Genomic DNA, 24,426 nt, shown 5'->3' on the forward strand with positions numbered 1-24,426 from the left:
ATTATTACGAAGGCTTCTGGGTTGCGACCTTCGATGAAGACGATGAGTTTGTTCAATATGCTCCAAACATTACTGGTGTCTGCGAAAGCGAAGACATCGACCGTGATGGGGTTCTGGACCGCATTGAAGATGTTGATGGTGATACCACCCAAGATTTATACAATGAAGATTTGGATAATGATGGCCGCTTAGATACTTTCAATGAAGACCTAGATTTGGATGGGAACCTAGACGTAAATGAAGACCTAGACGGTGACGGTAATCTAGATTTTGATGAAGACATTGATGGTGATAACAATCATGACTTGTTCTACGAATATGTCAGTGGTGTTTGTTCTCTCGACGACCCTAATAATGTAGACACAAACAATGACGGAAACCTAGACGTTGGTGAGGACAGAAACTGTAATCGTTTACTGGATGCTGGTGAAGATACCAATAATAACGGTGTTTTAGATCTGACAGAGGACTTGGATGACGACGGCCGATTTGACCGTCAAAATGAAGATGTTGATCTTGATGGAACACTGGACACAATTAATGAAGATTTGGACGGTGACGGATATCTTGATACTTTCCCTTCATTTGATGGAACCAACTATGGTCGCGACTTAAACAATGACGGTTCAGTTACAGATGCTGAAATAGGCATTATTGAAGACATCGACGGCGACGGTAACTTAGACGTTATTGAGTATGACTATAATAACGATGGTGTCGTTGACCAATCTGGTATCAATGAAGACCGTAACCGCAATGGTATGTTAGAACCGGGCAATGTTGTCACAACCATTGGTGATTTAATCACTGATGAGAACGGTACAACAACAGTTGGACTTCGTTACGCAGAGAGCTATGGTGCTTGGGTACGAGTAGAGTTAATTGTTAAAACTAAAGTCGCTGGTACTGAATATCAAGATGTAGTTGAGTTCACGTTACCTTACTCAGGTGATGATGTGACGGACGAGCAAAACCCTCCAACTCGTAACTTGTTCGGTAGCGATGGAAACTGTGCGACGGTAGAGTAGATCTCTATCGTTAAACTTGGTTAAGTATTTTAACGACTTACCCTCGTAGACAAACTTTAAAAACGCGCTATCTGCGCGTTTTTTTATGTCTAAAATTCACATAAAAAAGGCTGTCCATTGACAGCCTTTAAAGTATGTTAGCTTTATATTAAAGGTTTTCGACTTAATATAAGCTTAAACCAAACTGCTAAACAACATTTTAACGTTGGAATTCGTAGACCGAACCAAGGTTAAGAATTTGAGTTAGCTCATCTAATGCAGTGCGAGACTCGATAACCAAATGTGGGTCTTGTAAGTCATGTTCAGACAACTGATCACGGTAGTGTTTCTCAACCCAAGTGTTTAACGTACCAAATAGGTTGTCTGACATAAGTACGTTTTGGTTCGTAGCGGCAAGCTCAGCTTCGCTCAATGCAACTCTCAGTCGCAAACATGCTGGACCGCCACCGTTACGCATACTTTGTTTGACGTCAAAGAAGTGTACTTTCTTAATTGGTGTGTTTTGAGTAACTAGGTCATCTAGGTAAGAAGAAACCGCAGCGCTTTCCTTACACTCCATTGGAGCGATGATAGCCATTTCGTTGTTACCGATATCAACTAACTGAGTATTAAACAAGTAGGTCTTAACTGCTTCTTCAACGCTCACTTGATCAGTTGCAACTTTAACAAAATGCATTTGCTTATTGTTGTGAGCAGAGTATTTAGCATTTAACTCGGCTAACTTTTCTTCCGTGTTCAAGAATGCTTGCTCATGGTAGAAAAGCACGTTTTGGTTACCTACGGCAATAACGTCGTTGTGGAAGACGCCTTGGTCGATAACGTCTGGGTTTTGTTGTACGTAAACAACACCTGAGTCATCTAATTGGTGTAAACGAGCAACGGCTTGACACGCTTCAAACGTATGACGAGCTGGGAATTTAGTTGGTGCTGGTTTACTTGCATCAAATGCATAACGTCCATACACGAACATTTCAACGCCACCTTGGCCGTATTCATCACAGAATCTTGTGTGGTTTGCCGCACCTTCATCACCGAAGTGGTCGTTATCTGGTAAATGTGTGTGGTGAGCAAAGTGAGCTTGATCAGCAAACATCGCTTTTAAAATGCGACCACTTGTTTCTGGTTCTAATGAACGGTGAAACTTGTTGGTTAGGTTAGCCGGAGTGAAGTGAACCTTTTTATCTGCAGTATCAGAGCTTGGTGACACTGTCGCTGCGTTTGCTGTCCACATACTCGATGCTGAATATACCGCTCTTAATACCTGAGGCGCTTGTTTTGCGGCTTGTTGAAGGACGTTTGCGTCTGTGCCTGAAAAGCCTAAGCGACGCAGTGCGGTTAGGTCTGGACGCGCCTGAGGAGCAAGTACGCCTTGTTTTAGACCCATGTCATGAAGCGCTTTCATCTTCTGAAGGCCTTGTAAGGCAGCGGCCTTAGGATTAGAAACATCCTTAGCGTTAGAAAGGGACGCGACGTTTCCGACAGATAAGCCAGCATAATTGTGAGTTGGTCCAACAAGACCATCAAAATTTGCTTCAAAGTACTTCATGAATTAATTACTCCTCGACATGATATTCCGAATACATTTTTATTCAGAAAAAAAAATCTTATTTTTTTAAAAAAGGTGCCTTGTGCTTGACGAAATTTGTCAGTTTGTTAATTTCCGCACCTTAAAAATTTCTCTGTTAGCTAATTCAAATCAAGCTCATTGTGCTGAAAAGCTTATAAACAGTGCCTCTCGGAGGCTAGAAAACGTTTATATTATACGCAGTTAAACGCAAAAATCTAAATGTCTGACAGAAATTGATAGCGATTTGTGCTTGAAGTCGAATAGAATCGCATATATATCTTATAACTTAGTATAACTACGCAAATAAACCAATGACACTAACGTGGCTCAAAAAGTGAGCGGCGAACAAGTTTTATAAGTGATTGAGGAATTATGGGAAAATCTCTGGTAATAGTGGAGTCACCAGCAAAAGCGAAGACCATCAATAAATATCTAGGTAAGGATTTTGTTGTTAAATCCAGTGTTGGTCATATTCGTGACTTGCCGACATCAGGTGGTCCTAAAAAAGCAGCAGAACGAACCTCAACCAAAGGCCTATCAGCGGAAGAGAAAGCAAAGCTGAAGGCAAAAAAAGATAAGGAAGCCTTAATTGGCCGCATGGGTATCAACCCAGAAAAAGGCTGGGCAGCCAAATACCAAATACTACCTGGCAAAGAAAAGGTAGTTACTGACCTTAAAAAGCTTGCGAAAGATGCTGACCAAGTTTATCTCGCAACCGATTTGGACCGCGAAGGGGAAGCTATTGCATGGCACCTGCGGGAAATTATTGGCGGTGACGACAGCAAATTTAAACGCGTAGTCTTTAACGAGATCACTAAAAGTGCAATTCAACAAGCCTTTAGTCAGCCAAGTGAGCTGAACATCGCGCGAGTGAATGCTCAGCAAGCACGTCGATTCTTAGACCGTGTTGTTGGTTTTATGGTGTCGCCATTATTATGGAAGAAAATCGCTCGTGGTTTGTCTGCAGGCCGAGTACAGTCAGTCGCCGTTCGCTTAGTTGTAGAGCGCGAAAGAGAAATCAAAGCGTTTGTCCCTGAAGAATTTTGGCGATTACATGCCGATACATTGACGGCGAACGAAGAGGCTATTTTACTTGAAGTAGCAAAACAAGGCGGAAAAACCTTTAAGCCGACCAACAAAGCTCAGATGGACGAAGTTTTGGCTGATATTAAAGGCCAGACGTTCACTGTTGGTAACCGTGAAGACAAGCCTTCTAAATCAAAGCCGTCTGCACCATTTATTACTTCAACGCTACAACAAGCAGCAAGTACCCGTCTTGGTTTTGGTGTTAAGAAAACAATGATGATGGCGCAACGCTTATATGAAGCGGGTCACATTACTTATATGCGTACCGACTCTACTAATTTAAGTAGCGAAGCGGTTGGTGCGTGTCGTATGTACATACAAAGTGAATTTGGTGAGAAGTACTTACCAGAAAAAGCCAATCTTTACGGCAGTAAAGAGGGCGCGCAAGAGGCTCACGAAGCGATTCGACCGTCTAGCGTGGGTGTTAAGAGTGAGCAGTTGGAAGGGATGGACCGTGATGCGGTTCGTTTATACGAATTGATTTGGAATCAGTTTGTTGCCTGTCAAATGGTTCCGGCTGAGTACGACGTGACTAACCTAACCGTTAATGCCGGTGATTTTGAATTAAAAGCAAAAGGCCGAGTACTTAAATTTGACGGTTGGACACGCGTTCAACCAGCAGTCAAAAAAGCCAATGACGAAAACCAAGTATTACCAGATGTTAGTGTTGGTGAAACGCTTTCGTTACAAGAATTACAACCTAAACAACACTTTACTAAGCCAATCGCACGCTTCTCAGAAGCTAGCTTAGTTAAAGAGTTAGAAAAACGTGGTATTGGTCGTCCATCTACCTATGCATCCATTATTGGCACGATTCAGGACCGTGGTTATGTTCGTCTTGAAAATCGACGTTTTTATGCCGAGAAAATGGGTGAAATCGTTACTGATCGTTTAGTGGAGAATTTCACTGACCTACTAAACTACGACTTTACTGCACGTATGGAAGGTAGACTCGATGAAGTTGCGGATGGCGACCTGGAGTGGAAAGCGTTACTTGATGAGTTTTACAAAGACTTCAAAGGTAAGCTAGAAGACGCATCAAAAGAGTCTGATGAAGGCGGCATGCGTCAAAACACGCCAGTTGAAACAGATATCGAGTGTAGCAAGTGTGGCCGCAACATGAATATCCGTACCGCGAGTACAGGCGTATTCCTTGGTTGTTCGGGTTATGCATTACCACCTAAAGAGCGTTGTACCAACACAATGAACTTAACCAGTGGTGACGAAGCTGAAAATGTCGCGGATGAAGAGTTAGAAACTGAAGCACTACGCCAAATGAAGCGTTGTCCAGTTTGTTCAACGGCAATGGATAGCTACTTAATCGACGAAGGCCGTAAACTGCATATTTGTGGTAACAACCCGATTTGTGAAGGTTACGTTGTCGAAAAAGGTGAGTTTAAGCTCAAAGGCTACGATGGCCCAATTATCGAATGTGATAAATGTGGTTCTGACATGGAGCTTAAATCAGGTCGATTTGGCAAGTACTTCGGCTGTACAAGCGAAGAATGTAAGAACACTCGTAAGTTACTGAAAAACGGCGAAGCTGCGCCGCCAAAAGAAGATCCGGTTCATTTACCAGAGCTTCCTTGTGAAAAATCAGATGGTTACTTTGTGCTTAGAGACGGCGCATCGGGTATTTTCATGGCCGCATCGACGTTCCCTAAATCTCGTGAGACGCGCGCACCGTTTGTCGAAGAACTGGCACGTTTTCGTGACCGCATCAGTCCTAAGTTCTACTACTTAGCAGATGCACCAGCAGAAGACCCGGATGGTAACAAGGCTAAAGTTCGTTACAGTCGTAAAACGAAACAGCAGTACGTAATGACTGAAAACGACAAAGGCAAGGCAACCGGTTGGAGTGCTTGGTATGAAGAAGACAAGTGGGTTGTTGATGACAAGCGCAAAGGCAAAAAGAAGTAGCCTTAAACCACGTTAACGAAAAATAAAGTTACTAACGGTGAATACACCGTTGGGGCTTGCAATAAAAAAGGTCACTCTCAACTTGAGGTGACCTTTTTTGATGCCGGTACAGATTAACATCTATCATTACGAATTTAGACTAAATCGATGTTAATAAAACCTACCGTTTCGTTATTAAACCGGCTGTCAGTTATTGAACGACCACTATTTTAAGTTTGCAGTGGCTAACCACTGCTCTAACCAAGGCAGCGCTTTGGTTTCTGGTTCGAGCGTTTCACAAGCGTCTATTTTTAGCATTGGAACAGGGGCCTGGCCTTGTAATTCATAAAACAACTCTTCCATTTTTTCACCTGCACCACAAAACGTCGGATAACTTGAGTCACCTAATGCAATGATCCCGAAAGGCTTTTGTCCTTGCAAAGGCATAGTGTCGCGAGCGCCAAAATAAAAACCTTCCAGGTTTTGAGGTAAATCACCCTGACCGGTAGTTGAGGTGATCACTAAGCAAGCATCGACATCATGGACGTCTGTAACCAACGCTGAAGCGTTATAAATAGTTGTATGACCTTTGTCATGTAAAACTTGCTGAATAGTGTCAGCGAGCGTCTGAGCGGCACCGTATACGCTACCCATAATTAATGCTATTTGAGCCATGTTAAGTCCTATAAAAATCTGTGTAACAGAATAAGCACAGTGGATGATAAAATCGTATCATAAGTCGATTAGTTATAAATACCAATCACACTGATTGAACACACGAGTTAAGGTGTCATCAAGTGGCGCGTTAATTAATACCTCTTCACCTGTTACCGGGTGAGTAAACTCAAGTGATAGCGCGTGTAGTGCAAGCCTGTCCAAGCCTAAATGTTCTCTTGCAAGGCGATTTTGTTTGCCATCACCGTGTTTTGTGTCGCCAATAATGGGATGACGCAGATGAGCTAGATGCCTTCTAAGTTGGTGTTTTCGGCCTGTTTTAGGAATAAGTTTCATCAAGCTGTATCGTGTCGTATCAAACCGACCGCAACTAAAAGGTAGCTCAACCGTTGCAAGACGCTCCATTATTGTTGTAGCGTCTTGTGGACCGAGATCTTGATTGCGATGTTTATCAGCGATTTTGTCAAAATCTCGTGTAAGAGGATAGTCGAGCTCAAGCTTCTCGGGGCCATAACCACGAACCATTGCGCAGTATGTTTTAGTAATTTCATTTGATAAAAATAACTCGCTTAAACTTCTAGCCACTTCAGAGGTTAATGCAAAAACTAATACACCAGAAGTAGGTCGGTCTAAACGATGGATAGGAAAGACTCGTTGGCCAATTAAATCCCGAGTGAGTTGAACCGCAAACAGGGTCTCTCGTTTATCGATTTCACTGCGGTGAACCAATAGGCCCGAAGGCTTGTTGATAGCGACTAGGTGCTCATCTTGATATAAAATTTCTAGCTCGGGTGGTTCATTAAAAACAACATTTCGCATTTTTCAGACGTAATTCTATTTTGTAAATTGCTATTTAATTGTGGCAGAGGATACCACTTATTGACGCTAAACCGTATAATATCGGTTCTGTATGCAATTGAAATAACAGCTTAGCTTGGGAACGCAAATGTCCAATACGCCACAAGGTACCTCTGAACCAACCAACGCAAACAATCCAATTCCTACTCTTGCGGACTTGATGGAAAACGCCAACGCTCAATGGCGAGTGTTTGATTTGGGCAGAAAAATTCAGTCAATCAGTAAAAAAGAATTTGCGGCCGTCGAAGCCAACACCAAACCATACCCATATCCAATTCAACAAAAAGCGCGTATGGCATTATTGTTTTGGGACCAATCTCAGGTTAATGCCGAAGGCATTCAAAACCCATTTATTTGGTTTTTACAATTCGATGTCGATGAGCTGGGGATGCTAAAACTTCAACAACGAGACCATTTTATTTCAATGGTTATCAAGGAGCTAGGTGGCGCTATTTCAGCAGATAAGACAGATACCGCCGCTGGCGATCGGATGAACAATCATCCGTATAGCTTTACACCTGATCAGAACCGTCAAGCAGCCTTTAATGCTCGAGTTAAAGTCGCACTTAAACAGCCGGCATCAATGTATTATGAACACGCTCAAGCCTACTTCAGTGGTCAGTTAGGTACAGACAAATGGCAGGAGCTTACTGTTCAAGGCATTGCTGATTTTGCTTCACGTATAGAAGAGCCGGCTAATGAGACTGGATTAATTAACAGTCTTGATGACCTTAGCGTACAGACCTTAAGTGTATTAGGTGCGACGTTAGAACATTACCCCATCAGCACAAACTTGACGCAAAAGCTTATCGCACAACAAAAATTGGCAGTTGAAGCGCAGGATCACGAACAAGTGTTTCATCTATTGCGTTGTATGGCGAGCAGCCCATCAACAGGTCTAGTGACAGAGCAACTTCATTATTTATTGGATAATAATGAACTGGCAGAAGAGAGTTTATTTTTGATCATCGCAGGGCGCTTTTGGTCATATTTAAATGATCAATCGTTATTGCATAAGTTTTTTGACCGTGTGGCTTTAAATCCTAACCAACAGCTATTCCCTGGGATTTTTGCAGATTTGGTGTGTGTTCCTGAAACCAGACAAACCATGTTGACGTTTTTGCGAGACCCAAATCGTTCAGAAGCCTGTGCCAGAGCAATCGGGGCTCTTTTTGGAAGATAATTGCAGATGGTAAGAGCGCAAGGTCAGTTCGGTACTTAAAAATGGCCGATTCAGAGTGGTAGAAAAAGGTCGGAAGAAATAGGTCTCTCGGTCAAACGTACTCAGGGCGTTGTTAGAAAGACCGAATGGCATCAATAATTGCTTTGATGCCATTACCTCTACTAGCGCTCAATTCATCTAGTAACGCTAATGACTCCAGGTATTGAGACACATCAAATGCCTGAATCTGTTGTTTAGTCTTGTTGTTAAACGCTGCTAACACAATAGCCACTAGGCCTTTGACAATTTTGGCGTCAGAGCTAGCCGCCAAACGCAACGTCGGATTTTGATCCTCGTCTTGCCAAAAGTGCGTAAGCCATACATTACTCTCACAACCCTGCACAAGAAAGTCGTCACTTTTTAACTCTTGAGGTAGTACAGGTAAGTCTTTACCAATCAACATGATGCGACGGTATTTGTTTTGCCAACCTTTTTCTGCCTCTAATAAGCGCTGAACGTCCTCGTCCGTCAACGTAAACTGACTTGAAAACTCTTGTACTAATTCTGTGACTAAGATATCAGAGTCTGCATTGGATGATGTGGTCATAATGTTTTTTTTCCGATAAGATTAGATATCTAACATAGCAATCGATTCGCGTAATGCAGTAACAAATCGCTCTATATCATCCATATCATTATAGGCCGCTAAAGACACTCTAACCGTTCCATTTATTCCTAACGCTTCCATTAAAGGCATGGCACAGTGATGGCCTACACGTACCGCTATGCCTTGTTGGTCTAATAGGGCACCCAAATCAGAAACTGACTCGTCAGCATAAGTAAATGAAACTACACCAACGTTGTTAATTTCGTCGCCATAAATTCGAATACCTTCGATGGCGTTTAACTGAGACAGCAGGCCATGGTAGAGACTCTGAAGGTGCTCATGTTGCTGTTGATAGCGTTCAGATTGAATAAACTCGACGGCGGCTTTTAAGGTAATAACGCCAGCGATGTTTGGTGTGCCCGTTTCAAGAAGCGCGGGTAATGGTCGAAATGATGTGTCGTTTCTCGATACCCGCTTGATCATTTCACCGCCAAAATTAACCGGTTTGATATCAGCTTTTATCCAAGGCGCGATATACAATACGCCGATACCCGTAGGTCCAAACATTTTGTGCCCAGAAAACGCGTAAAAGTCACAGCCTAATGATTGAACGTCTACAGGCAAATGTGCTATCGCTTGCGCACCATCTATTAACACTGTGGCGCCAGAAGCCTTAGCCAGCTTGGTCATTTTTTCAATAGGGTGGATATTACCAAGTGCATTAGAAACGTGCTGCATCGCAACTAATTTTGGCTTTTCGGCCATTAGTGCCTCAAATTGCTCAAGGTCAATAACACCACTTGCGTTGAGCTCAACATATTCAATTCGCAGGCTTTTTATTTGTGCTAGTTGTTGCCATGGTACAAAGTTGGCGTGATGTTCGCTGGCTAAAAGGACCAGCAAGTCACCCTCATTTAATTGATGACTGGCCCAACTCAATGCAACGGTATTAATGCTGTCGGTTGTGCCTTTTGTCCATACAATGTCAGAAGGGGTAAAGGCGTTAATGAATTTTGCAACATCTATACGGCTTTGTTCGTAGTCATTCGTCGCTTGTTTGGCGGCCCGATAAGAGCCGCGATGAACATTGACGTTGTCTGCTTGGTAAAATCGGTCTAACGCATTAATAACGGTAGCCGGCTTCTGTGTCGTGGCAGCACTGTCGAGATATACGGTTTCTGGGTTGTGCTGAAAAAAAGGGAACTGCTCTTTAAGGCTCATAACTTCCTATAGATCCTAATTAACACTCGGTAATATTTACGGCTAGTCCACCGCGAGCAGTCTCTTTATACTTAGATTTCATGTCATTACCCGTATCCCACATGGTTTTGATTACCTTGTCGAGAGATACTTTTTGGCCGCCACTACTTCTAAGTGCTAATCGTGCTGCGTTGATTGCTTTTACCGAGCCCATTGCATTTCTTTCGATACAAGGCACTTGTACCAAACCGCCCACAGGATCACAAGTTAAACCTAAATTATGTTCCATACCAATCTCAGCGGCACATTCAACTTGCTCTACGCTGCCACCTTGTAATTCGGCTAAACCAGCCGCGGCCATTGAACATGCAACGCCGACTTCACCTTGACAGCCAACTTCTGCACCAGAAATAGACGCATTCTTTTTGTAAAGAATTCCAATAGCACCGGCGGTAAGCAAATAACGAACAATGCTCTCTTCTTCAAGGGGCTTAACAAACTTGTGATAATACATTGCGACCGCAGGGATGATCCCCGCCGCGCCATTCGTCGGTGCCGTAACAACGCGACCACCATCGGCATTTTCTTCATTCACAGCTAGAGCAAATAAGTTAACCCAATCCATAACCGTTAGCGGATCATTTGATTGCTCAGAAGACAATTTACGATGAAGGCTTGAAGCGCGACGACGAACTTTTAGACCACCGGGTAAAATACCTTCGGTGCGAATACCCCTATCGATACACGCTTCCATTACTTTCCACAGCTCAACTAATTGTGAACGAACGGTTGCTTCATCAAGCCAAACTCGTTCATTTGCCATCATCAAGCCAGGAATACTTAGTCCATCTCGTTGACACATTTCTAACAGCTCTGCACCAGTTGAGAAAGGGTATGGAACCGCTGTGTCATCGGCTTGTGGTGTCGCGGTTTCTTTTTGTAACTCAAACTCTTCGTGTTTGACGATAAAGCCACCGCCAATAGAGTAGTAAGTCTGGCTACACAAAATGTCATCGCCTTTATACGCCGTCATGGTCATGCCATTAGAATGAAGTGGCAAGGTTTTGCGACGATGGAAGATAATTGCGTCTTTATTAGGAAAACGAACGTCTTTTTCACCAAGTAAGTTGAGTGTTTCGGTTTTTTCGATGTGTGAAAGCTTACCGGCAACCGTATCTGGATCAATCGTCTCTGGCTCATCGCCCAATAATCCTAAAATGACTGCTTTGCCTGAGCCATGACCGATACCGGTTTGGCCTAATGACCCAAATAATTCGGTTTGAATATAATCTACCTGTTCAAAAATACCTTGCTCTTTGAGCAGTAATCCGAACTGGCGTGCGGCTCTCATCGGGCCGACGGTGTGTGAACTGCTCGGCCCAATGCCGATACTGAACATATCAAAAACACTTAACATGAATACATTTTCTATCTTGAGAAATAATGGATAGATTGTAACGCAGATTGGTGTATTTCACACGCTGTTACACATGAGAAAAACTTATTCGATGTGGCGGATGAGTTTTTGTAGTATTGCGGCTGTAGCGCCCCATATCATCTTGTCTTGATATCGAATGAAGTGAACTTTAGAAGGGCGACCTTGCCACTTTGGGCTTAAGAAAAATTGATGCTTTTTCTGGAGTAAATAGTCTAATGGAACTTCAAAAATCTCATCCACTTCGCCGTCATTGGCTCTGAATTCCTGACTTGGGTGCACAAATCCGACGAGCGGATGCATAGTGAAGTGACTGATAGTGTTGAGCTCTGGTAGCCAGCCTAAAGGTTTAATATTATTAGTGTTGACACCTACTTCTTCATTGGCCTCACGAAACGCCGCCGCTTGCAAAGAGTCATCAGTTTTATCTACTTTTCCACCCGGAAAGCTTATCTGACCTGGATGCGAGCGCAAATGTCTCGAGCGTTTAGTTAACAATATATGCAAACCATTGGTGCGAGGAATGATAGGAACAAGCACTGCTGCCTGCTTGGCGCGTTCATGTGGACCAAATCGTCCATAATCCGGCTCCCATTCACTGTTAAATGGTCTTAACAATAGTCGGCTAGCAAACTCAGTAGGTGTCATGGGTATATCTTCACCAAATTATCAATGGGCCTTGTTGAGGTTTTCAAGTATCGGTAATATTTTGTTAACTTTATCAAGCGTTTCTTGGTACTCCGCATCACATACAGAATCTGCGACGAGTCCACCACCTGCCCAGCAATATATCTTGTTTTTATTACAGGCTAAAGTACGAATCGTGATATTCGTATCCATGTCACCATCAGGCTTGATATAACCGATTGCCCCACAATAGACGTTTCTTGGGTGTGGTTCTAATTCATGGATTATCTCCATCGCCCGAATTTTTGGGGCACCGGTAATAGAGCCGCCAGGAAATGCACCTCGAAGCAGGTCAACTGACAAGGCGCCTGGTTTCAATATCGAGGTTATAGTGCTGACTAAATGATGAACTGCAGGGTAACTTTCGATAGCAAATATAGAAGGAACCTGAACTGAACCAGGCACAGACACTTTACTCAAATCGTTTCTCAATAAATCAACGATCATTAAATTTTCTGCTCGGTCTTTTGATGCACACGCCAAATCATTTGCATTAGCTGTATCTACACTAGACGTCTTCGAACGGGGACGAGTACCTTTTATGGGTTTGGTTTCTACCTGTCTATCTTTAACCTCTAAAAACCGCTCAGGAGATAAACTTAATACGGCGCCATTAGTCAGCCGGATAAAGCTAGAAAAGGGAGCTTTGTTCGTATCTCGCAATGCTAAATAAGCTTGCCATTCGTCACCTTCATAGCTGGCTGAGAATCGCTGTGCCAAGTTAATCTGATAACAATCTCCTGAACGCAAATACGATTGCACCTTCTCAAATTTTTTCGCGTAATCGACTTGGGTCATGTTAGCTGACCAATTGGAGATTAATGTGAACGGCTTGGCTTTGGCGTTTTGGTCAGTCGTGATTTTGCTGGAAGAGCTGAGTTTCATTGCTTGGATTTGTTCAATTCGCTCCGTCAAAACACATAATTCTTGTTGTGTTCGGGACTGGCTAGCTTGACTTACAAAATGCAGCGTCACGATAGACTCGTTATGGGGGGTAGCACTAGGGCTTTGCTCATTGGTCGTTTGATCACTAAGTTCTTGAGTCAGAGTGTGTTCTATTACCAAAGCGATATCAAAAATACCAACGGCCATGTCAGGTAAATCAACTTCAGTTGGTTTGGGGGTTGGTAATTTCTCAAAGCGGCCACCCAGCTCATATCCCCAATATCCGATTGCACCACCCCAAAATGGCAATTCAAAATTGTCTGGCTTGGATTGAATCGGCAATTCAATGAGCGCTTGTTGAATAAGCGCTAGAGGATCATCGGTTGATTCTATGAGGTCCTGAGGTGAGCCTTGGTCGTTCAATCTCGAAATGGTCGTTCTCTCACCACTGGTAGACAGCAAGGTTTTGGGTTGCCAAGCGCAGACTGAAAAATGATTGTTTTGATGACCCAAACTTGCGGAGTCTAACCACATAAAGTGGTCGAGGCTTTGATATTCACCTAATAACAGAATCAATTGTTGCTGTGTGAGCGAAAAGCTTTTATGAAATAACGACGGCTGCATAATTATTATTTGGTTAACAAATCAACAAAATTAGATGTTTAACAAAAATTTTGCTGGTTTATTAGTTGGTTTCAATTGCTCGGCAGAGTATCATTCTTACTACAAAAATTCAGTACTAAAACTCAGTCACAATTAAAAAGTTGGTTTGTTTGGTTAGTCTATACTTAGACTCTATTGGTTTAGGTTCAGATTTGTGACTAATTAGAAAAACACTTTTATACGTTTACGCCTGAGTTAGTCTAAATGTAGACCAACAACAAACACTTATAAATCAGAGGTCGTTATGACGGTAATTCGCCAACAAGACTTAATCGAGAGTATTGCTGATGCATTGCAATACATGTCTTATTATCACCCATTAGATTACGTTCAAGCCGTAGAAAAGGCATACCATAAAGAGCAAAACCCAGCTGCCAAAGACGCAATGGCACAAATTCTTATCAATTCAAGAATGTCAGCGGAAGGTCACCGACCAATTTGTCAGGACACGGGCATTGTGACTTGTTTTGTAAAGATTGGTATGCAAGTTCAGTGGGACAAACACGACATGACCGTTCAACAGATGGTTGATGAGGGCACGCGTCGCGCATATCTGAATCCAGATAACCCACTGCGAGCGTCTATTGTAGCCGACCCTAATGGTTCTCGTACAAATACCAAAGACAATACGCCATCTGTTGTTCACATTGATATGGTGCCAGGTGATCAAGTTGAAGTCATGATCGCAGCTAAAGGTGGCGGCTCTGAGAATAAGTCAAAAATGGCGATGTTAAACCCGTCTGATGACATCGTAGAATGGGTAACCAAAACGCTACCGACCATGGGTGCAGGCTGGTGTCCACCTGGTATGTTAGGTATAGGTATTGGTGGTACAGCTGAAAAAGCTGCAGTTATGGCAAAAGAAAGCCTAATGGATCCAGTCGATATTCAAGACCTTCAAGAAAAGGGGGCAGAAACGTCTGACGAGCAATTGCGTTTGGACTTACTAAAAGCAGTAAATGACTTGGGTATCGGTGCTCAAGGTCTTGGTGGTTTAACGACGGTTGTTGATATTAAAGTAAAATCTGCGCCAACTCATGCTGCGTCTAAGCCTGTCGTTATGATCCCAAACTGTGCCGCAACTCGTCACGTGCATTTCCATCTTGATGGTTCTGGTCCAGCTAAACTAACACCGCCAAAATTAGAAGACTGGCCTGAAATTACTTGGGAACTGGGTCAAAATGTTCGTCGTGTTAATGTCGATGACATTACTAAAGAAGAAATCGCCACGTGGAAAGCAGGTGATACCGTTCTTCTAAGCGGTAAGATTTTGACGGGCCGTGATGCTGCGCATAAACGTATTCAGACGATGTTAGATAACGGTGAAGGCTTACCTGATGGCGTAGACTTCAATGGTCGATTCATTTACTACGTTGGTCCAGTTGATGCAGTAGGTGAGGAAGTTGTCGGTCCAGCAGGTCCAACAACGGCGACTCGAATGGATAAATTTACGGATATGATGTTAGAGCAAACAGGCCTAGCAGGCATGATTGGTAAAGCAGAACGAGGCCCTGCGACGGTCGAGTCAATTGCAAAACACGGTTCGGTTTATTTAATGGCCGTAGGTGGTGCAGCATACTTAGTATCTAAAGCCATCAAAAAGTCACGTGTTGTTGCATTTGAAGACTTAGGTATGGAAGCTATTTACGAATTTGAAGTTGAAGATATGCCAGTATCAGTGGCAGTAGACAGTACAGGTAATAATGTGCACGAAACTGGTCCTGCTATGTGGAAAGGTAAAATTGCTGAAATGGACTAGTCATAACGACTAAGATAATTCATTTTAAATACAAAAAGCGCTCGTTATGGGCGCTTTTTTTGTTTTGTAAGTTTTTGTTAAGGCTACTGTGATTTTGTGATGAATTACAGTAAATTGGGCTTTGTGTTTGATATTTAACCAAGTGATAGCAAATGGAAAATAGCGGAAAAATGGCGAACAATGGAAGTCTTAAAAATAACACTGTAGCATTCTCAGTGGTGGTTTGTTTATTGACGGCTTTAACGGCCTGTGGTGATAGTGAAAGTGAAGGCGTCGACTTTAATGAACTCAACGAATTAATAATAAAAAACCAAGTCGGATGGAATAATTCAGGCTTGATAAATTACGCATTCAGTCTTCAACGACTACCGGGCGATTGTCCAACAGCGGACGCACTCCCAACGGTTGATGTTATTGTGGAAAACAATATGGTTACTGCCGTCAAATATAAGCACAGCGGCGAAGATGCACCTTTGTCACTGGGAATGACTATTGATGAAGTGTTTAATGAACAACTCCGCCTTTTGAATCAAGCGCCTAAACAGTTTAGCGCGACAAAAAGTGGCACCGAATTACCTCAGTTTGATCTCGACTTTTATTACCCCAAAAATTATTACGTTGACATCTCATCAGCTGACTGTGATGCGACTCAAGTTAATATTTCTGACTTTATTTAATGACCACGTGTGCCATATCAATTTATAAAATGCTCACCCGTGAGATAGAAAGCGAAGCGGTTCTTAAAACTGATACTCAAGTTTTAAGTTAATTGAACTGTCTTTGTGTTTGCGTCCAAACCACTCACCGTCGATTGAAATAAATTCGGCGGTGACTGAAGTGGACTTAGTGGTCTGATACTCCACGGCTAAATTAAAACCTGTCACTTTGTTTTCCACTTCAAAAGTGTTGCCTACACATTGATCTGAAAAGTCTTCACAATGATGGTTCCAATCCATAACAGTGTTAGGGTTATAGGCTCGTGGCGTGATTGTTGTTTTGGCGTCACCGAATTGATGAAATATACTGCCATATAACAGCGCTTCATTTGACATTCTCACACCTAGAATGACAGCCACGTCTAGCATGGTTTGATCAACACTCCAGCCAGGCTCCCCGGCAGGTGCCGCATCTTTGTTTTTGTATTTCAAGGCACCAATTGAAGTGGTGAATGAAACGTTACCAGCCTCTGCAGTATTCGCCGGTGCACCAAGCCATTGGTACTTCAACTTATAACTACTTTCATCACCTGTTGTGATACTTGCTTCCAGGCCTTTGAACAAACTCACATCAACCTTTAAGTCCACGTTGATCACAGGGTCGATTGAGTCCTGGCTATTGACAGGAATGTGCAACATTTTGTTCCCCACTAGAGCTGCTTTAACTTTTAATGGCTCATTCGTGATTTCTGGACTATCAGTGCGACTCATATAGTGCTCCATATATGGCACATTACTACAGCCGGATAGGACGGTGGCTAAACCGAAAATGCTGATAATTGAACTGGCTTTTTTAATCATAAAACATTCCTGTCAATCTGCTGGCAAAAAGAAAAATTAGTGCCAGTATTTTCCATTAGTGAATGCAATATTATGTTATAAAAAGCGATGTTAGTAGAAAGAGTTTGTAATTAAATGTAAAACTAAATGACGGTAATTTATCGAGAAATTATTTTTGTTTGTGGTATTTTAAGTCACCTGAAGTATCAATAGTTTTGGAGAGGTTATGAATCAGGTAATAGGTGTGATTTTGTTGGTGGCTGGCGCTGCGCTTGCCGTTTGGGGGTATGATGTTTATGACTCAGCAACATCTCAACTGACGCGATTAATTGATGGTGAAACACCAGTGGAAGCTTGGGCTGGCATGGTCGGCGGCGGTGTCTGTATTTTATTGGGCTTGTTAAAGTTGTTTAAGAGATAAGAGGCGATGACGTCAACAGACAGAATGTTTCAACTGTTTTTACAGTTGTTGGCGGTAGCGTTTTTGGTTTACGCAGTATTTATTTGGTACAAAACGGGCGAGGTAAAAGGTTTTGCAGCTCTTGGAGCGGTTTATAGCTGGTGGTTCTCGTTTTATTTTTCAAAAGAATACAAACTTAGAAGCAGCCCAGAAAAAGTACTTAACCGCAACGGCTCAGATTTACTGATCCAACCCGCGTCTGGATTATTGAAAACTTTTAAGCCAACCGAGCTTGAAGTAGACCGTATTTCTAAAGTAACCATCACAGATAATTATTTATCCATTATTTTAGACCAGAACGGGCAAGGGTATGATTTTCATATCAAAGCCGACAAGCAAGCTATTAAAAGTAGACTAGTCGAATTGTTGTCGGAAGAAGAAAGTCAGAGGCTAAGGTTGGCAAGTTAGTCGGTTACCTTTGCGGGTTATTATCCTTATAAACATAAGAAAACCTTACGGTGATAAACCGACAATTAATAAGTGTTTATTTAAGGCCTAACCGTTTAGGCCTTTTTTATGAAACTTTGAAATCTACTGACCAAGTTTGGTTGGCACAAAGCAAGTGATAGTAAAATAATCGCGCCGCCTAGACTTAGTTGTAACAAGTCAGCGTCGCGGTTCCATATAGTAACATTGACTATAATCCCCGCCGGAATCAGCAAATTATTCATCACCGCTAATGTACCTACGTTGACTATTGTCGCTCCTTTATTCCAAGCAAAATAACCCATTCCTGAGGCTATAGTTCCCAAGTATATTAGAACGGCCCACTGCGTTGACGTGGTAGGGAGACGACTTGTGTCACCAAAGCTCACATAACTTATCGTGGCTAACACGAAGGCACCGATATAAAACAAACCAAACATATTGTGTTGTGGTATATCGTTGTTTGCGTTAGTGATTAATCTTTTATAAGCGACTTGGCCTGTGGCAAAGCACAGGTTTGCCCCTTGGACGAGCAATAGCCCGACAACAAAGTCGTTAGAAATTGAACCAAACCGAATCGTAAGTGCGCCTAAAACTGCTACAACGGCGGCAATTAGAAAGCGTTTATGAAATTTTTTATCTAAGATGTCGTTGAGTAGGGTGATGTATACCGGCGTCATTATAGTGAACATCAAGACTTCTGGTACGGTCAAAAACAAAAAGGAATGATAATAAAATCCATACATCAGACCTAATTGAATTGCGCCAATGGCCATTAGCTTATAGCCATTTGAAGAACGAATAACAGACCAGTTCAAAAAAGGTAAAAATACGATCATCGCCAGTGCCGCTCGGCAAAGTACAGAAAACCACGGGTCTACGTCTCTTAAATATACGCCAATTAGACTAAACGAGAATGCCCATAGTAGGGTAACGGAAACTAAGTAAATCATGTACTTGCCTTAAAGTTTGTAAAACCTGTGTATTTTCATCGTATTTTGGTATAAAAACAATCTTCAAAGGAAAGTAAAAGCCAGTAAGGGATATTTATGCCTCATCATGAAACCATCAACTATATAGAACTTCCTGCCACAGATCTGAGTCTGACGAAAGCCTTTTTTGAAACTGTGTTTGGTTGGGAATTTACCGACTATGGCCCAGAATACACGGCATTTAAAGAACACTCGTTAGAAGGCGGCTTCTTCAAAGCACCTTTAAATTCTGATACCACTAATGGCGCAGCACTTATCGTTTTTTACAGTAACGATTTGGACTCGACTCAAACCAAAATCATGGAAGCTGGTGGCACTATTGTAAAGCCTACGTTTTCTTTTCCAGGTGGGCGACGTTTTCATTTTAGTGAACCAAGTGGCAATGAGTTTGCGGTTTGGTCGGATAAATAAGATGGAGTTTACTCAATCTCGATATCAATACATTTTCTCTAATTTGTATATGACTTTTTGTGACATGATTTGGCATTTAGTCATAGCAGTTTTCTTTGCTGTGACGTTTTCAGAGTCGGTTAATTTTACCTTTGTTTTACTGGGGGCAGTGTTTTTCTCTGGAGCAATCGTTTGGTATATGTTTAGTAAGTCAGTACCAAAGGATTTACATTTGTATTTGGGCGACGACTGCCTTAGATATAAAAATAAGAATGTGATAACCGAATACTCCTGGGACAAGTATATCGACTATAAAGTATCTCGTTTTATTCCCGCCAAAATTGTAATTAATGATAGTGTCTATGGCTCTACACGAATTTGCTATTACGCGTTTGACAAGAAGCAGCGACAACAGATTTTCGAAATTTTAAACAGTAAGACTAAGAAAGTTACGGATAACTCTTTAAGTTAAGGAAGTATTTATGGATAAAGTGTTAGTTATTAAAAATAAGCTCTTGAGTCTTAGAGGTAATATTTTTATTTATGATGAAAATGGTGAGCAAGTGTATGATGCAAAAGGGAGTTTGGCATTCTTTACACCTAAGTATACATTGAGTAATGGTAACGAAACACTGGCGGAGATTAAGCAAAAGCTATGGTCTTTGTCACCGAAATGGCATGTCGATAGTAACATTGGTCGATTTACCGTAAAGCGAAAATGGTTTTCTTGGACAAGACGTTATTTAGTTATAGGTGGGCCATTTAGTGGGGCCGAAGTGAAAGGTAATTTGTTGGATTTAAAATTTACCTTAAGGCACTTAGATGACGAAATAGCCAACGCGACCGGAAAAGTGTTGACCTTGCGAGATACCCACAATGTCACGGTCAAAAATGCGACACCAGAGCGTCAGTTATTTGCCGCGATTATGCTTGTAATTTTGCAAATGGAAAAACAACGAGACTCTTCATCTTCGAGCGGCGCTGATTAACAGCGCCCAATAGTTGTGACTACTTCAGCTAAAAAGCTCTAATTCTAGCGATTTCAGCATCATCAATACCTAATGATTGCAAAAATCGCTCGTGCTAATTGTGAAATAGATAGAAGTTTTTTAGTCACGTGATACCTATAGATACGAGTTATATCGACGGTTGGTTGTTGTTGCCATAAAACTAGCTTAAATGGTGATCCTGTAGACAGGTCAAGTTTATTTTGGTGTTAGGTGGAGAAATTAGCCGTTTGTGCCAATAATTATCCTCAGCGGTATAAAACCAATTTGAGGTAAGGTTACATGCGATTTTTTATATATCTGATTCTTTTAGTAAATATCAGTTGCTATGCTCATGATTATAAGTTTGGCGCGATTGAGGGCCTTTTCGAACAGGAAGTGGCCAAAGTTGTTTTACCTAAAATTTATAAGGAGATAGGCCTAGATGTGTCTGTGACTTCTGGACCTGCTAACGCAATTGAAAATAAGCTTGCTTTGGGTTTTTTAGATGGGGAGATTTTACGAATTCATAGTTATGGAGAGGACAATGAAAATGTCGTACGAGTTCCAACACCTTATTATCAGCTAGAAACAATGGGGTTTGTAAGGTCTGGTTCTGGGGTATCCATAAAATCACTTGAAGACCTTAAAAAGTATCGTGTCGCCGTCGTAAAGGGAGTTAAACATACTGAAAATGCGACAAAACAGCACCCCAAAGTGGTGGTGCTTCCCAAAACCAGTCAAATTCTCAAGTTGCTGTCAAAAGGGAAAGTGGATGTGGTGTTGACAAATACAGTAGATGGTCTTGTTGCCATTGAAAAACTAAAACTTAAAGATGTAGAGCCTTTAGCTGAGCCACTGGCGACAGAGCCACTTTATCACTATTTGTATAAAACCAACGCTCACTTGGTCCCAAAAGTTGATAAAGCAATTAAGGATTTAAGTCGTTCTAGCGCATTAAAAATGATGCTCCGCAAAGCTGAACTTCAAATAGTAAAACGTCACAACTAACGGTATTTATTGTTTTTCTGTCGTACTTTTATGTCTGTTCTCTTGTACTTTTGACTCAGATATGTAACAAAAGTGTGTACTTTTAATAACGAGAAAACTGATAATTATAATGAAGCAGTCATTAATCACATTAGCCGTTACTTCGGCACTTTTCTTATCGGGTTGTGGTCAAGAAAACGCCACAAGTCAATCTTCAACACAAGCGACACCGACAACAACAGAAGTAAGTTCTGTTACCGTTGAACAAGCATCGGCAGAAGCAAACAAACTATTTGATGAAATCTTTATGGCTGGAGTGATGCGCAATCCTGTGTATCAAACTTACTTAGGCATTAAAGATGATTATGATAAGTGGTATGACTTATCGGAAGAAAATACCGCGAAAGAGCTAGAAATTACGAAAGAAAATCTAGCTAAAATCAAAGCGATTGATACTTCTAAGTTGGACGCACAAACAAAAGTAAGCCATACACTGTTTGTTCAACAGCTAGAGAATAGCATTGCCGATCACAAATGGCGTTTTCACAATTACCCAGTGAACCAAATGTTTGGTACTCACTCACAAATTCCTGCGTTTATGATCAACCAACACGCGGTAACGTCAGAAAAAGAAGCTCGTGATTATATTGCGCGTTTAGTTGGTGCCGAAAAGGTCCTGGACCAAGTGGTTGAGTCACTAAAGGTGCGTGAAGAAAAAGGCATTATTGCCCCTAAATTTGTTTTCCCGCACGTCATTCGTGACTCGAAAAACATCATAGTCGGTGCGCCTTTTGATGATGGTGAAGCAAGTACGCTTCTTGCTGACTTTTCCAAAAAAGTCGAAGCGCTTGAATTAGAAGCTGACAAGAAATCAGCGTTAATTGAAGAAGCAAAGACAGCATTAGTAAACCATATCAAACCTGGCTACGAGCGTTTGGTTAGTTATTTAGAAAAGCTTGAAACAAAAGCTGATACAAAAGACGGCGCGTGGAAATTCCCAGAAGGCGAAGCGTTTTTCAATAATGCATTGAGCCGCACAACCACAACTGATTTAACTGCAGATGAAATTCACAAAATTGGCTTGTCTGAAGTAGCACGTATTCACGAAGAGATGCGCGCTATTAAAGAAAAAGTTGGTTTTGATGGTGACCTTGCTGCGTTTATGGAATTCATGCGTAACGACGAGCAGTTCTACTACCCAAATACAGCAGAAGGTAAGCAGGCGTACTTAGATGAAGCGGTAAGAGTCATCGAAGACATGAAAGGCCGTTTAGACTCTTTATTCTTAACTAAGCCAAAAGCGGAGCTAAAAGTAAAAGCAGTTGAAGCCTTCCGTGAAAAATCTGCAGGTAAAGCCTTCTACCAACAACCGGCACCAGATGGTTCTCGCCCGGGCATTTACTATGCAAACCTATACGACATGGAAGCGATGCCAACCTACCAGTTAGAAGCATTGGCTTATCATGAAGGTATCCCAGGTCACCACATGCAAATTGCCATCAAACAAGAGTTAGAAGGCATTCCAATGTTCCGTAAGTTCGGCGGTTACACTGCTCATACTGAAGGCTGGGGCTTGTATTCTGAGTTTATTCCAAAAGAAATTGGTTTATACGAGAACCCGTACTCAGACTTTGGTCGTTTAGCGATGGAACTATGGCGTGCATGTCGTTTAGTTGTGGATACAGGTATTCACGCTAAAAAATGGACGCGCCAAGAAGGTATCGACTACTACGTTAACAACACACCAAACGCAGTTTCTGACGCCGTGAAAATGGTAGAGCGTCACATCGTAATGCCTTCACAAGCGACAGCGTACAAAATTGGTATGATTAAGATCATAGAATTGCGTGAAAAAGCGAAACAAGAACTTGGCGAAAAGTTTGATATTCGCAAGTACCACGATGTGATTTTGAAAAACGGTCCAGTACCACTTAACGTACTAGAGCAATTTGTTGACGATTATATCGCTGCAGAAAAAGCGTAAGTAGATTAGTCGATAGCAATGCTTTGATGGCATTAGCAACGACTTTCAATACTGAATTAAAAAAGGCCCGAAAGGGCCTTTTTGTTGTTTCAGGGCGGTCATTGAGTCCTTGAAAACGAAATTGTTTAAACACTGTTATCGCTATATAAATATCTTCGAATTATTGCCCTAGCGCTAATGCCTTTGAGTTAATACCTTTCAAGACATTTAGAGTTCATATAGCCAGTCCTAAAGTTAAGAATTAACCCGCTAATGCGCTTGCTAATAAAATTAATACACCAATGTTTGCAAACAAGCCAATGATGTAAAAGTAGCTGCGTGGGCTCGGGTTTTTCTCTGTCGCGATGACGTAATAAAGCACCATGTGAATGATTCGAGCAATCGCATACACCCAAACCAAGCCAGATAACCAACCTTCATCGGCTCCTACAAACATTGCTAGCATTGCAGGAACAATAAATTGCACTATATTTTCTAATGAGTTTTGGACCGTTCTGTGGCTTCGAAAAACAAAAGATTCATGACTTAAGTTTTCATCGACAATACCTGGAACGTATTGAGTTTGTTTACGATGTGCAATAGTCGCAATCATAGCTTGCGCAACAATCGTTACAAAAATAAGCCACATGCCCCAAATCGTAAAATTGTATGCGTCAAACACCGCGCCTAAAGTAGATTCCAACATGATTTTTCCTCTTTTATTAGAACTAAGTAAATTTATGTTTGATTTTATAATAGCGAACAATTAAATTGTGTACAATCTAAATTTGAATGATATCGTCTCAAAACTATGACTCAATCCACTTCTAATGACTCTAGTCTAAAAACTGAATCTAGTTTAAAAATAGAAAAACAAATATGTTTTTCACTTTATAGTGCGAGTAATGCCTTAACTCGAGCTTACAAACCTCTACTACAACAACTCGATCTGACATACTTGCAATACATGACGATGATTGTATTGTGGTCCTATGCACCTGTTACCGTTAAAGAAATTGGTCACAAGTTGCACTTGGACTCTGGGACATTAACGCCTTTACTTAAGCGTTTGAATGAGAAAGGCTTGATTGACAAAAAGCGATCAGAGAATGATGAGCGAAAGGTGTTTATCCATTTAACAGAGCAGGGCAAGAAGCTTGAAGCCAAAGCCCAAGCAATACCCGAACAAATAACATGCAAAGTAAATATGTC

The 24,426-nt window shown here is 41.7% G+C and carries 23 protein-coding genes and 1 pseudogene; 13 read left to right on the forward strand and 11 right to left on the reverse strand.

Annotation, left to right across the window (positions count from 1 at the left end; translation table 11 throughout):
• Window positions 1-1,028: pseudogene (locus tag AC4E96_RS10845) on the forward strand (hypothetical protein); the annotation flags it as partial.
• A gap of 199 nt (window positions 1,029-1,227) precedes the next feature.
• Here AC4E96_RS10845 and astB read toward each other — a convergent pair.
• Window positions 1,228-2,574: an N-succinylarginine dihydrolase gene (astB, locus tag AC4E96_RS10850; protein WP_490255828.1), complete on the reverse strand. Its 1,347-nt coding sequence runs from the start codon at window positions 2,572-2,574 to the stop codon at window positions 1,228-1,230.
• 393 nt (window positions 2,575-2,967) lie between these two features.
• Between astB and topA the strand changes: the two genes are divergently transcribed.
• Window positions 2,968-5,601 carry a type I DNA topoisomerase gene (gene topA / locus AC4E96_RS10855; RefSeq protein WP_490255829.1) on the forward strand — a complete coding sequence of 878 codons (2,634 nt, stop codon included), beginning with the start codon at window positions 2,968-2,970 and terminating at the stop codon, window positions 5,599-5,601.
• Window positions 5,602-5,805: 204 nt separating this feature from the next.
• Here topA and AC4E96_RS10860 read toward each other — a convergent pair whose 3' ends face one another.
• Both AC4E96_RS10860 and truC read right to left on the reverse strand, forming a co-directional pair.
• Window positions 5,806-6,255, reverse strand: a complete 450-nt coding sequence (locus tag AC4E96_RS10860) for a flavodoxin domain-containing protein (protein ID WP_490255830.1) — start codon at window positions 6,253-6,255, stop codon at window positions 5,806-5,808.
• A 72-nt stretch (window positions 6,256-6,327) separates the two neighbouring features.
• Window positions 6,328-7,074: a tRNA pseudouridine(65) synthase TruC gene (truC, locus tag AC4E96_RS10865; protein WP_490255831.1), complete on the reverse strand. Its 747-nt coding sequence runs from the start codon at window positions 7,072-7,074 to the stop codon at window positions 6,328-6,330.
• 127 nt (window positions 7,075-7,201) lie between these two features.
• On the opposite strand from truC, the gene AC4E96_RS10870 reads away from it, so the two are divergent.
• Window positions 7,202-8,296, forward strand: coding sequence for a DUF3549 family protein (locus AC4E96_RS10870; protein WP_490255832.1), 1,095 nt, complete (start codon window positions 7,202-7,204; stop codon window positions 8,294-8,296).
• A gap of 112 nt (window positions 8,297-8,408) precedes the next feature.
• Here AC4E96_RS10870 and AC4E96_RS10875 read toward each other — a convergent pair whose 3' ends face one another.
• The 5 genes from AC4E96_RS10875 to pabB all read right to left on the reverse strand — a co-directional run bounded on the left by AC4E96_RS10875 (window position 8,409) and on the right by pabB (window position 13,713).
• Complete coding sequence (locus AC4E96_RS10875; RefSeq protein ID WP_490255833.1) at window positions 8,409-8,882, reverse strand: SufE family protein; 474 nt, start codon at window positions 8,880-8,882, stop codon at window positions 8,409-8,411.
• Between the two features lie 21 nt (window positions 8,883-8,903).
• Window positions 8,904-10,103: a cysteine desulfurase gene (locus tag AC4E96_RS10880; RefSeq protein WP_488032811.1), complete on the reverse strand. Its 1,200-nt coding sequence runs from the start codon at window positions 10,101-10,103 to the stop codon at window positions 8,904-8,906.
• A gap of 19 nt (window positions 10,104-10,122) precedes the next feature.
• The gene (locus tag AC4E96_RS10885) at window positions 10,123-11,499 is read right to left on the reverse strand and encodes an L-serine ammonia-lyase (RefSeq protein ID WP_490255834.1); all 1,377 of its coding nucleotides are present in this window, start codon (window positions 11,497-11,499) and stop codon (window positions 10,123-10,125) included.
• Window positions 11,500-11,583: 84 nt separating this feature from the next.
• Entirely contained in the window at window positions 11,584-12,165 is a 582-nt protein-coding gene (locus AC4E96_RS10890; protein WP_488032813.1) for a CoA pyrophosphatase, read from the reverse strand.
• 21 nt (window positions 12,166-12,186) lie between these two features.
• Complete coding sequence (gene pabB / locus AC4E96_RS10895) at window positions 12,187-13,713, reverse strand: aminodeoxychorismate synthase component I (protein WP_490255835.1); 1,527 nt, start codon at window positions 13,711-13,713, stop codon at window positions 12,187-12,189.
• A gap of 283 nt (window positions 13,714-13,996) precedes the next feature.
• Here pabB and AC4E96_RS10900 point away from each other — a divergent pair, with 283 nt between their 5' ends.
• Both AC4E96_RS10900 and AC4E96_RS10905 read left to right on the forward strand, forming a co-directional pair.
• On the forward strand, window positions 13,997-15,511 hold the full coding sequence (locus AC4E96_RS10900; RefSeq protein WP_488032815.1) for a fumarate hydratase: 1,515 nt from the start codon (window positions 13,997-13,999) through the stop codon (window positions 15,509-15,511).
• Window positions 15,512-15,663: 152 nt separating this feature from the next.
• Window positions 15,664-16,188 (forward strand): DUF6174 domain-containing protein, encoded by a 525-nt coding sequence (locus AC4E96_RS10905; protein ID WP_490255836.1) that lies wholly within the window; start codon window positions 15,664-15,666, stop codon window positions 16,186-16,188.
• 63 nt (window positions 16,189-16,251) lie between these two features.
• Here the strand turns inward: AC4E96_RS10905 and AC4E96_RS10910 are convergent, their stop codons facing one another.
• Window positions 16,252-17,028 (reverse strand): hypothetical protein, encoded by a 777-nt coding sequence (locus AC4E96_RS10910; protein WP_490255837.1) that lies wholly within the window; start codon window positions 17,026-17,028, stop codon window positions 16,252-16,254.
• A gap of 205 nt (window positions 17,029-17,233) precedes the next feature.
• On the opposite strand from AC4E96_RS10910, the gene AC4E96_RS10915 reads away from it, so the two are divergent.
• Both AC4E96_RS10915 and AC4E96_RS10920 read left to right on the forward strand, forming a co-directional pair.
• On the forward strand, window positions 17,234-17,428 hold the full coding sequence (locus tag AC4E96_RS10915; protein ID WP_488032818.1) for a DUF3185 family protein: 195 nt from the start codon (window positions 17,234-17,236) through the stop codon (window positions 17,426-17,428).
• 6 nt (window positions 17,429-17,434) lie between these two features.
• Entirely contained in the window at window positions 17,435-17,875 is a 441-nt protein-coding gene (locus AC4E96_RS10920; protein ID WP_488032819.1) for a hypothetical protein, read from the forward strand.
• Window positions 17,876-17,970: 95 nt separating this feature from the next.
• Here the strand turns inward: AC4E96_RS10920 and AC4E96_RS10925 are convergent, their stop codons facing one another.
• Window positions 17,971-18,846, reverse strand: coding sequence for an EamA family transporter (locus AC4E96_RS10925; RefSeq protein ID WP_490255838.1), 876 nt, complete (start codon window positions 18,844-18,846; stop codon window positions 17,971-17,973).
• Between the two features lie 96 nt (window positions 18,847-18,942).
• On the opposite strand from AC4E96_RS10925, the gene AC4E96_RS10930 reads away from it, so the two are divergent.
• From AC4E96_RS10930 to AC4E96_RS10950, 5 genes are all read left to right on the forward strand, one after another.
• A complete protein-coding gene (locus tag AC4E96_RS10930; RefSeq protein WP_490255839.1) occupies window positions 18,943-19,296 on the forward strand; it encodes a VOC family protein in 354 nt (117 codons plus the stop codon).
• Window position 19,297: 1 nt separating this feature from the next.
• A complete protein-coding gene (locus AC4E96_RS10935; protein ID WP_490255840.1) occupies window positions 19,298-19,747 on the forward strand; it encodes a hypothetical protein in 450 nt (149 codons plus the stop codon).
• A gap of 10 nt (window positions 19,748-19,757) precedes the next feature.
• On the forward strand, window positions 19,758-20,264 hold the full coding sequence (locus tag AC4E96_RS10940) for an LURP-one-related/scramblase family protein (protein WP_490255841.1): 507 nt from the start codon (window positions 19,758-19,760) through the stop codon (window positions 20,262-20,264).
• 300 nt (window positions 20,265-20,564) lie between these two features.
• Window positions 20,565-21,272, forward strand: coding sequence for a substrate-binding periplasmic protein (locus AC4E96_RS10945; RefSeq protein ID WP_488032824.1), 708 nt, complete (start codon window positions 20,565-20,567; stop codon window positions 21,270-21,272).
• 109 nt (window positions 21,273-21,381) lie between these two features.
• The gene (locus tag AC4E96_RS10950) at window positions 21,382-23,235 is read left to right on the forward strand and encodes a DUF885 domain-containing protein (protein ID WP_490255842.1); all 1,854 of its coding nucleotides are present in this window, start codon (window positions 21,382-21,384) and stop codon (window positions 23,233-23,235) included.
• 241 nt (window positions 23,236-23,476) lie between these two features.
• On the opposite strand, the gene AC4E96_RS10955 is transcribed toward AC4E96_RS10950, so the two are convergent.
• A complete protein-coding gene (locus AC4E96_RS10955) occupies window positions 23,477-23,920 on the reverse strand; it encodes an MAPEG family protein (protein WP_488032826.1) in 444 nt (147 codons plus the stop codon).
• A gap of 105 nt (window positions 23,921-24,025) precedes the next feature.
• Between AC4E96_RS10955 and AC4E96_RS10960 the strand changes: the two genes are divergently transcribed.
• The coding region (locus AC4E96_RS10960; RefSeq protein WP_490255843.1) for a MarR family winged helix-turn-helix transcriptional regulator at window positions 24,026-24,426 on the forward strand (401 nt) is incomplete at its 3' end.

The organism is Psychrosphaera sp. (assembly GCF_982872775.1).

Coding starts and splice junctions, on each gene's coding strand:
- astB (WP_490255828.1), bottom strand. CDS start 2,574: ATGAAGTACTTTGAAGCAAATTTTGATGGTCTTGTTGGACCAACTCAC.
- topA (WP_490255829.1), top strand. CDS start 2,968: ATGGGAAAATCTCTGGTAATAGTGGAGTCACCAGCAAAAGCGAAGACC.
- AC4E96_RS10860 (WP_490255830.1), bottom strand. CDS start 6,255: ATGGCTCAAATAGCATTAATTATGGGTAGCGTATACGGTGCCGCTCAG.
- truC (WP_490255831.1), bottom strand. CDS start 7,074: ATGCGAAATGTTGTTTTTAATGAACCACCCGAGCTAGAAATTTTATAT.
- AC4E96_RS10870 (WP_490255832.1), top strand. CDS start 7,202: ATGTCCAATACGCCACAAGGTACCTCTGAACCAACCAACGCAAACAAT.
- AC4E96_RS10875 (WP_490255833.1), bottom strand. CDS start 8,882: ATGACCACATCATCCAATGCAGACTCTGATATCTTAGTCACAGAATTA.
- AC4E96_RS10880 (WP_488032811.1), bottom strand. CDS start 10,103: ATGAGCCTTAAAGAGCAGTTCCCTTTTTTTCAGCACAACCCAGAAACC.
- AC4E96_RS10885 (WP_490255834.1), bottom strand. CDS start 11,499: ATGTTAAGTGTTTTTGATATGTTCAGTATCGGCATTGGGCCGAGCAGT.
- AC4E96_RS10890 (WP_488032813.1), bottom strand. CDS start 12,165: ATGACACCTACTGAGTTTGCTAGCCGACTATTGTTAAGACCATTTAAC.
- pabB (WP_490255835.1), bottom strand. CDS start 13,713: ATGCAGCCGTCGTTATTTCATAAAAGCTTTTCGCTCACACAGCAACAA.
- AC4E96_RS10900 (WP_488032815.1), top strand. CDS start 13,997: ATGACGGTAATTCGCCAACAAGACTTAATCGAGAGTATTGCTGATGCA.
- AC4E96_RS10905 (WP_490255836.1), top strand. CDS start 15,664: ATGGAAAATAGCGGAAAAATGGCGAACAATGGAAGTCTTAAAAATAAC.
- AC4E96_RS10910 (WP_490255837.1), bottom strand. CDS start 17,028: ATGATTAAAAAAGCCAGTTCAATTATCAGCATTTTCGGTTTAGCCACC.
- AC4E96_RS10915 (WP_488032818.1), top strand. CDS start 17,234: ATGAATCAGGTAATAGGTGTGATTTTGTTGGTGGCTGGCGCTGCGCTT.
- AC4E96_RS10920 (WP_488032819.1), top strand. CDS start 17,435: ATGACGTCAACAGACAGAATGTTTCAACTGTTTTTACAGTTGTTGGCG.
- AC4E96_RS10925 (WP_490255838.1), bottom strand. CDS start 18,846: ATGATTTACTTAGTTTCCGTTACCCTACTATGGGCATTCTCGTTTAGT.
- AC4E96_RS10930 (WP_490255839.1), top strand. CDS start 18,943: ATGCCTCATCATGAAACCATCAACTATATAGAACTTCCTGCCACAGAT.
- AC4E96_RS10935 (WP_490255840.1), top strand. CDS start 19,298: ATGGAGTTTACTCAATCTCGATATCAATACATTTTCTCTAATTTGTAT.
- AC4E96_RS10940 (WP_490255841.1), top strand. CDS start 19,758: ATGGATAAAGTGTTAGTTATTAAAAATAAGCTCTTGAGTCTTAGAGGT.
- AC4E96_RS10945 (WP_488032824.1), top strand. CDS start 20,565: ATGCGATTTTTTATATATCTGATTCTTTTAGTAAATATCAGTTGCTAT.
- AC4E96_RS10950 (WP_490255842.1), top strand. CDS start 21,382: ATGAAGCAGTCATTAATCACATTAGCCGTTACTTCGGCACTTTTCTTA.
- AC4E96_RS10955 (WP_488032826.1), bottom strand. CDS start 23,920: ATGTTGGAATCTACTTTAGGCGCGGTGTTTGACGCATACAATTTTACG.